Below are 7,151 nucleotides of genomic sequence, written 5' to 3' on the forward strand. Positions count from 1 at the left end.
GACTATAAATGAGCAAGCACTCACTTACTCATTCCCATGGCCCGCCCGCTCAGCGAACAGAAACGCGATGCAATCCTGGACGCTGCCGCCCAACGGGTGGCCGCGCAGGGCATTGGCGCGTCCACGGCGCAGATCGCGCGCGCGGCCAAGGTCGCCGAAGGCACGGTGTTCACCTACTTCGAGACCAAGGACGCGCTGCTCAACGCGCTGTTCGTCCGCCTGGAAACCCGGCTGTCGCAGGCGCTGGCCACCGACTTCCCCGCCGACGCCGATGCCCATGACCTGTTGCAGCACGCCTGGTACGCGCTGGTCGCCTGGGGCTCGGCCTACCCGGTGGACCGCATGGCGCTGCGCCAGCTGAAGGTGTCCGAGCGCATCAGCGAACAGACCCGCACCCAGTGCGCCGGCCTCTTCGGCAGCATGCTGCAGTCGCTGGAAACCCGCCTGGCCGACCACATCGATCCGCAGCGCCTGCCGTTCTACCTGGGCCGGGTGCTGATCAACCTGCTGGAGACCACGCTGGAAGCGATGGCCGCCGCACCCGACCAGCGGCAGCAGTTGCAGCAGGCCGGCTTCGACCTGTTCTGGAAAGGCATCCAACGTTGATTCGTAGCTTTGACCCAATAAATGAGTGCCTGAACACTCATAAGCCTGAAGGTGGCGCATGAGAGCCCTCCCCCTGCTTGCCGTCGCCTTCACCCTCACCGTAATTCTCGGGATGACCCTGACCTTGCCTATCGCCAACCATGACGCCTCGCCGCAGATGCACGGCGGCCACTTCACCAACGCCGCCCCCAAGCCGAAGGAAACCGTGACCGGTACGCTCAAACTGCTGTGGGAGTTCCTGTTCGACCGCCCTGCCGGCACCACGCCCCCGCAGGCGCCGCCGGTGCGTGCGATCACCGCCGCCGAACTGGCCCAGGCGCCCGAGCACAGCCTGTACCGCTTGGGCCATTCGACCCTGCTGGTGAAACTGCGCGGCGGCTGGTGGCTGACCGATCCGGTGTTCTCCAAGCGCGCCTCACCGGTGCAGTGGATGGGCCCCAAGCGTTTCCACGCGCCCCCGATCGCGCTGCATGCGCTGCCGCCCATCCGCGGCGTAGTGCTCTCGCACGACCATTACGACCACCTCGACCGCGCCACCATCAAGTACCTGGCCACCCGGGCCGACGTGTTCCTCACCCCGCTGGGCGTCGGCGACCGGCTGATCGCCTGGGGCGTACCGCGCGAGCGCGTGCGCCAGCTGGACTGGTGGCAGGAAACCGAGGTGGACGGGGTGCGCTTTGCCGCAACGCCAGCCCAGCATTTCTCCGGTCGCGGCCTGCGCGACCGCGATCGCACGCTGTGGGCGTCCTGGGTGATCCTCGATGACGGACTGCGCCTGTTCTTCAGCGGCGACACCGGCTATTTCGATGGCTTCAAACGCATCGGCGAGCGCTACGGGCCGTTCGATGTCACCTTCATCGAAACCGGCGCCTACGATGCCAAGTGGCCGTTCGTGCACATGCAGCCCGAACAGACCGTGCAGGCCCATCAAGACCTGCGCGGGCGCTGGCTGCTGCCCATCCACAACGGCACCTTCGACCTGGCCCTGCACCAATGGGACGAGCCGTTCGAACGGGTCAGCGCACTGGCCGCACAGCGTTCGATCGCGCTGGCCACGCCGGGCATGGGCGAGCGCCTGGACCTGGATGCACCGCAGCCAGGCACGCCATGGTGGCGCCAGGTAAAGGCCGCGCAGGAAGCACGCCGCACCGCGCCGGTGGGCAGCGCGATGTGACCGCGGTGGGTCAGCGCAGGGCCGGCACACCGTCAACGCCGCGCTCGCCTGCGACAGGACGCCCCGTTCTGCGCGCAGCCGGGGTGCATCTGCTACCTTGCCGGCAGCCGTCCGATCCCCCCTGCAATGCCCCTGCCGACCCAATCTGTGTATTTCCTGCCGCTGACCTCCTCAGCGGTTGCTGCGTTTCTTGAAGGTGCGCAGATCCCGGCCACCGCGCTGGAGCGTGCCGGGCTGTTCGCCGCCGCGCTGTGCCAGGGCAAAACCCATCACAGCGCTGCACTGACCCGGCTGATCGAGCAGGCGTGCGGGCTGTTTGCCGCGCATCCGGACGCTGCCGCCGCGCAGTTCCATGCGCTGGCGCCCCGCCTGCCGACGCGCCTGAACGACTGGCTGGAGGCGCTGGCCCTGCAGGGCGTGGTGCTGGGCCCGGAGGCGGTGGTGCAGCAGTTCTGCCAGCTGTCGCCGGACGACTACCCGGTGGACCCGTTCCAGGCTGCCTGCCGCACCACGCTGGAGCCGCACACGATCCGCTTCTACACCGATGCGGCGGTGGACCCGGACGCCCAGGACGCGACCGGCGGCGACGCCCTGCAGGCGCCCGCCTACGTCGAGCGCACCCACGATTACACCGCCGAACAGGCCCGCGCGCTGCGCGCGATCGTGGCCAACGACGATGAGCACATCGACCTGGACGCCTATGCGGGCGCCGGCAAGACCCACCTGATCCTCCAGCTGCTGGACAGCGCGACCCGGCGCTACACCTACATCGCCCCGCGCCCCAGCCAGGTGCAGGCCTTCCGGCGCCGGCTGAGCGGTGCGCTGCCGGTGGAAATCCTCTCGCAGATCAGCTTCGCCAACCAGGTTGCCGGCAGCGCGTTCCGCCAGGGCATCCTCGGTACCGCCTATCGCCCGACCTTCCAGATCAGCAAGGCCTCTTTCCGCGATATCGCCCAGCGCATCGGCCTGCAGCCGATCGGCAACCAACCGCCGACCAGCGTGCTGCGCGTGGCCTTCGACGGCATCGCGAGCTGGTGCCGCTCGCCGGGCGAACGCCTGGAGCCGCGCCACTTCGTGCGCGCGCTGCCGTGGGCGATGATCGATGCAGGTCCTTACATCGCGGCGGCCGAGCATGTGTGGCGCTGCATGTTCGATCCGGTGCTGCAGAAAGCCACGCTGCTCAGCCTCAACGTCGACCACATCGGCAAATGGCTGGCGCTGCACGGGGCGAAGATCCCGGCCACCTGGGGCACCCTGCTGATCGACGAAGGCCACGACATGAGCCCGGCATGGAAGGCACTGCTGTCCGGCTACGAAGGCTCGGTGATCAGCCTGGGCGATCCCAACCAGCGCCTGGTCGGACGCTCACCGCGCTTTGCCACCGGCATGAAACTGGAGATCGTGCATTCGGTGCGCCAGGGCCCGATGGTCGAGCAACTGGTCAACGAGACCGTGGCGCTGGATGCCACCGGCTATTTCGACGGGCCATTCGCCGGTTCGCCCGACCAGCCGACACTGGCCAGAACCTACCTCGCATGGGACGATGTGCCCGGTAGTGGCGCGCGCGTCTACGGCAATCCGTGGCGGCTGCTGGAAGAAGCGCAGCGGCTGGCGGCAGCGGGGGTCACCTTTGGCGTGCATCCGGACACACTGTCCAGCGTGGGCCGCGAGGTGAACCGCGGCGAAGAGGCCTATCGCGAAATGACCTCGCACGGCGGCAGCAGCCAGCGCTGGGAAGCGCTGTTGGCCGAGTGCAACGAACAGGACATGCCGCAGATCCCGCGCATGTTCATGCGCGGCTACAACCGCGACCGCTTCATCGAACTGACCCAGCGCCTGGCCGCCTTCCACGAGGCCCCACTGCAGTTGATGCTGGTCGAGCACGCCAAGAACACCGAGTTCGCGCAGGTGGCGATGTCGATGTGCTGCTTCCGCACCGGCTTCGGCCGTGGCTACGCGCACAACCCGGTGCGCGCGGCGTACACCGCGATGACCCGTGGCACGCAGCAGTTGTGGATGCCGGCCGGCGCGCTGGATGAGCTGGGGCAGAGCATCGCGCGTTACCAGACCAGCCGTGCGGAGTACCGGCGCAGCAAGGCGATCACGCCGGGGCGGCCGGTCCCTCGGTAAATCCATCCACGCGTGCCGCGGTGTTGGCTACCGCGTGTCGTTACCTCACGTTCGCTACCGCCAGGCCATGCGGCGCCGCCTGCACGGTAGCGCCACGCCCTGCGTGGCCGGCCTTCCTCAAATCCAGCGCTGGTCCAGCAATTCGCGCTTGATATACGCGTAGAACACCGGCGCAGCCACCAACCCCGGCAGACCGAACGCGGCCTCCATCACCAGCATCGCCAGCAGCAGCTCCCACGCGCGCGCCTGGATCTCACCGCCGACGATGCGCGCGTTGAGGAAGTACTCCAGCTTGTGGATGACCACCAGGTACAACAGCGCGGCCATCGCCACGTAGAACGACACCGACAGCGCGACGATGGTGATCACCGTGTTGGAGATGATGTTGCCCACCACCGGCAGCAGGCCAGCCAGGAAGGTGATCAGCACCAGCGTCTTGGACAGCGGCACATGCACGCCGAACAGCGGCAGCACCACCAGCAGGAAGATCGCGGTGAACAGCGTGTTGAGCAGCGAGATCTTCACCTGCGCAAATACCACCTGGCGGAACGCGGTGGCCAGCCGCGAGGTGCGCCCGATCAGTTCCTGCGMCAGCGGCCCCATCTTCGGCAGCGGCAGTTCGTCGTATAGCGCGATCATCGCGCCCAGCACCATGCCGATCAGCACCCGCACGCTGATCTGCACTACCGACGTGCCGGCGATGCCGAGCTGCTGGCGGTGGGTGGCGGCCCAGTCGTTCACCGCCGTGCGCAGCGCCTGCAGGTCCTCGGGAATGTAGGGCTRCAGCAGCGCCGGCACCTGGTGGCGGGAGGTATTGAGGATGTCCATGAGGCGCATCAGCAGCGCATCGGGTCCGCCGGTTTCGGTGCGGAAGAACGAGGCGATGCCGATCGCGGCCAGTGCCAGCACGCCGATGATCAGCGCCGACAGCACGATCACCGAGTAGGCACGCGCGCGCCCTGGCGGCAACTTGCCCTCAACGGTGGAGGCCAGCAGATGGGTCAGGTGGAACACCAGCAGCCCCGACAGCAGCGTCACCACCAGGCCCAGCTTGAGTGCCAGCCACATCCCCAGCAACATCAGCAACCAGGCCGCGATGCGGGCGGTGGGGGGCTTGGGCAAGGTGGGGATCACAAGGGACATGGCGGCGCATCCTGGCAGGTGGCCCATGGTAGTGGATGCGGCACCGGCCGCTGCGGGCAACCTGAAAGTGCTGTTCAAGGAACGCGCGTGCCGGACTGCGGAGGCAGGGCCTGCACCGTGCCGGCGCCCGCCGATGCGCGCGGCGCCGGAAGAGGCGAGCGCGAACCGATTGTAGAGCCACCCCATGGGTGGCTGCGGTGCCGATCCAATTCCACGTGCAGCCACCCATGGGGTGGCTCTACCGGTTTGGCCTGCCGTCCCCTACTCCCGGGGCGCGGCAGTCGAGCCCCGTACCATCATGCTGAAATCCAGCGTTTGCTGGAGCGGCACATCAATCCGTTCGATGATGGCGAGCAGCAGCTTGACCGAACGCTCGCCGATCTCCCGCATGGGTTGCCGGATGGTCGTCAACGGCGGCGTGAGGTATTGGGAAGACGCCAGGTCGTCGAAGCCGACGATGGACAGGTCCTGCGGTACGCGGATGCCCCTGTCCCGGCAGGCGGCCAGGACGCCCAGCGCCATCTGGTCGCTGAAGCAGAACACGGCGGTCGGCACCGTCGCGCTGGTCAACAGCGCCACCCCGGCTGCATGCCCGGATTCCACGGAGAAGTCACCCGGGACAACGCTCAGGTGACGCAGGCGACCGCGCGCCTTGCCGGCTGCCCGAACCCCTTCCAGTCGCTGCTGGTGCAGGGGATTGTCCGGCGGCCCCCCCACGACGGCGATGCGCTCGTGTCCCAGGCCATACAAGTGGTCCATCACCGCGCGCGCGGCGGCCGCGTTGTCGATGTGGACGCTGGGGATGCCCAGCGCGGGATCGAACTCGCAGCCGTTGACCACCGGCGCGGCAATGCCCTGCTGCTGGACGATGTCACGTGCCGTAGGCGGGAGGCGATGCCCCAGCACGATCAGGCCGTCGGCCTCGTTGCGCCGGAGCATCTGCGCGTAGCGCTCCTCGCGCTCGGGCAGGTTCTGGGTATCGCCCAGCAGTACAGCGTAGCCAACGGCCTGCGCCGCGTCCTCCGCGCCCTGCAGGATCTGGGCGAAGAACGGGTTGGCGATGTCCGGCACGGTGACCAGTATCTTGCCGCTGCGCTGGGTCTTGAGCGTTCTGGCCACCGTGTTGGGGACATAGCCCAAGGCGGCGGCGGCCTGCTCGATGCGCGTGCGCGTGGCCGGCAGCACTTTCTCCGGTCGGGACAGCGCGCGCGACACCGTGCCGGCCGAGACGCCGACGTGCTTTGCAATGTCGTAGATGGTGGCCATGGCGTTACCTCTTCCTTCCGCTGTGCAGTGCACAACGGGTCTTTCAAATGCCCCTGCTAGGATAATGCAATCGATTGCATCGAGGGCGAATCCTCTTGAAAACGCTCAAGGGTCCAGCGCTGTTCCTGGCGCAGTTCATCGGCGACACACCTCCTTTTGATCGGCTGGACACGCTGTCCGGCTGGGCCGCGGGGCTGGGCTATTCTGGCGTACAAGTACCCACCAGCGCGCCCCACCTGTTCGATCTGGCCGAGGCGGCGCGCAGCCAGGCCTACTGCGACGACATCGCCGGCATGCTGGCCGGGCATGGCCTGCAGATCACCGAGCTGTCCACCCACCTGCAAGGGCAGCTGGTCGCGGTCCATCCCGCTTATGACAGCCTGTTCGATGGGTTCGCGCCGCCGGACAAGCGTGGCGATCCGGCTGCCCGCCAAGCCTGGGCGGTGGAGCAGTTGATGCTCGCGGCCAAGGCCAGCGAGCGTCTTGGGCTGGCGGCGCACGCCACCTTCTCCGGCGCGCTGGCCTGGCCCTACTTCTATCCCTGGCCGCAACGCCCGCCGGGGCTGGTGGACGAAGCCTTCGCCGAACTCGGCCGCCGCTGGCGTCCCATCCTGGATGCGTTCGACGCCTGCGGCGTGGACCTGTGCTTCGAGATCCACCCGGGCGAGGACCTGCACGACGGCGCGACCTTCGAGCGCTTCCTCGACGTGGTGGACCATCACCCCCGCGCAAAGATCCTGTACGACCCCAGCCACCTGCTGCTTCAGCAGATGGACTACCTCGGCTTCATCGACCGCTACCACGCGCGCATCGGCATCTTCCACGTCAAGGA

General features: G+C 67.8%; 6 protein-coding genes. 4 read left to right on the forward strand and 2 right to left on the reverse strand.

Features of this window, described 5'->3' with window-relative positions; translation table 11 throughout:
* Positions 1-36: 36 nt before the first annotated feature.
* From AC1DQP_RS13950 to AC1DQP_RS13960, 3 genes are all read left to right on the forward strand, one after another.
* A complete protein-coding gene (locus AC1DQP_RS13950) occupies positions 37-606 on the forward strand; it encodes a TetR/AcrR family transcriptional regulator (RefSeq protein WP_457318698.1) in 570 nt (189 codons plus the stop codon).
* A gap of 112 nt (positions 607-718) precedes the next feature.
* The gene (locus AC1DQP_RS13955) at positions 719-1,780 is read left to right on the forward strand and encodes an MBL fold metallo-hydrolase (protein ID WP_478051827.1); all 1,062 of its coding nucleotides are present in this window, start codon (positions 719-721) and stop codon (positions 1,778-1,780) included.
* 126 nt (positions 1,781-1,906) lie between these two features.
* Positions 1,907-3,910 carry a hypothetical protein gene (locus AC1DQP_RS13960; RefSeq protein ID WP_478051823.1) on the forward strand — a complete coding sequence of 668 codons (2,004 nt, stop codon included), beginning with the start codon at positions 1,907-1,909 and terminating at the stop codon, positions 3,908-3,910.
* A gap of 117 nt (positions 3,911-4,027) precedes the next feature.
* Here AC1DQP_RS13960 and AC1DQP_RS13965 read toward each other — a convergent pair whose 3' ends face one another.
* A complete protein-coding gene (locus AC1DQP_RS13965; RefSeq protein ID WP_478051824.1) occupies positions 4,028-5,053 on the reverse strand; it encodes an AI-2E family transporter in 1,026 nt (341 codons plus the stop codon).
* A 261-nt stretch (positions 5,054-5,314) separates the two neighbouring features.
* Entirely contained in the window at positions 5,315-6,319 is a 1,005-nt protein-coding gene (locus tag AC1DQP_RS13970) for a LacI family DNA-binding transcriptional regulator (RefSeq protein WP_478051825.1), read from the reverse strand.
* Between the two features lie 95 nt (positions 6,320-6,414).
* Between AC1DQP_RS13970 and AC1DQP_RS13975 the strand changes: the two genes are divergently transcribed.
* On the forward strand, positions 6,415-7,151 hold a 737-nt coding region (locus tag AC1DQP_RS13975; protein ID WP_478051826.1), incomplete at its 3' end, for a sugar phosphate isomerase/epimerase family protein.

It is taken from the genome of Stenotrophomonas sp. P5_A8 (genome assembly GCF_056400545.1).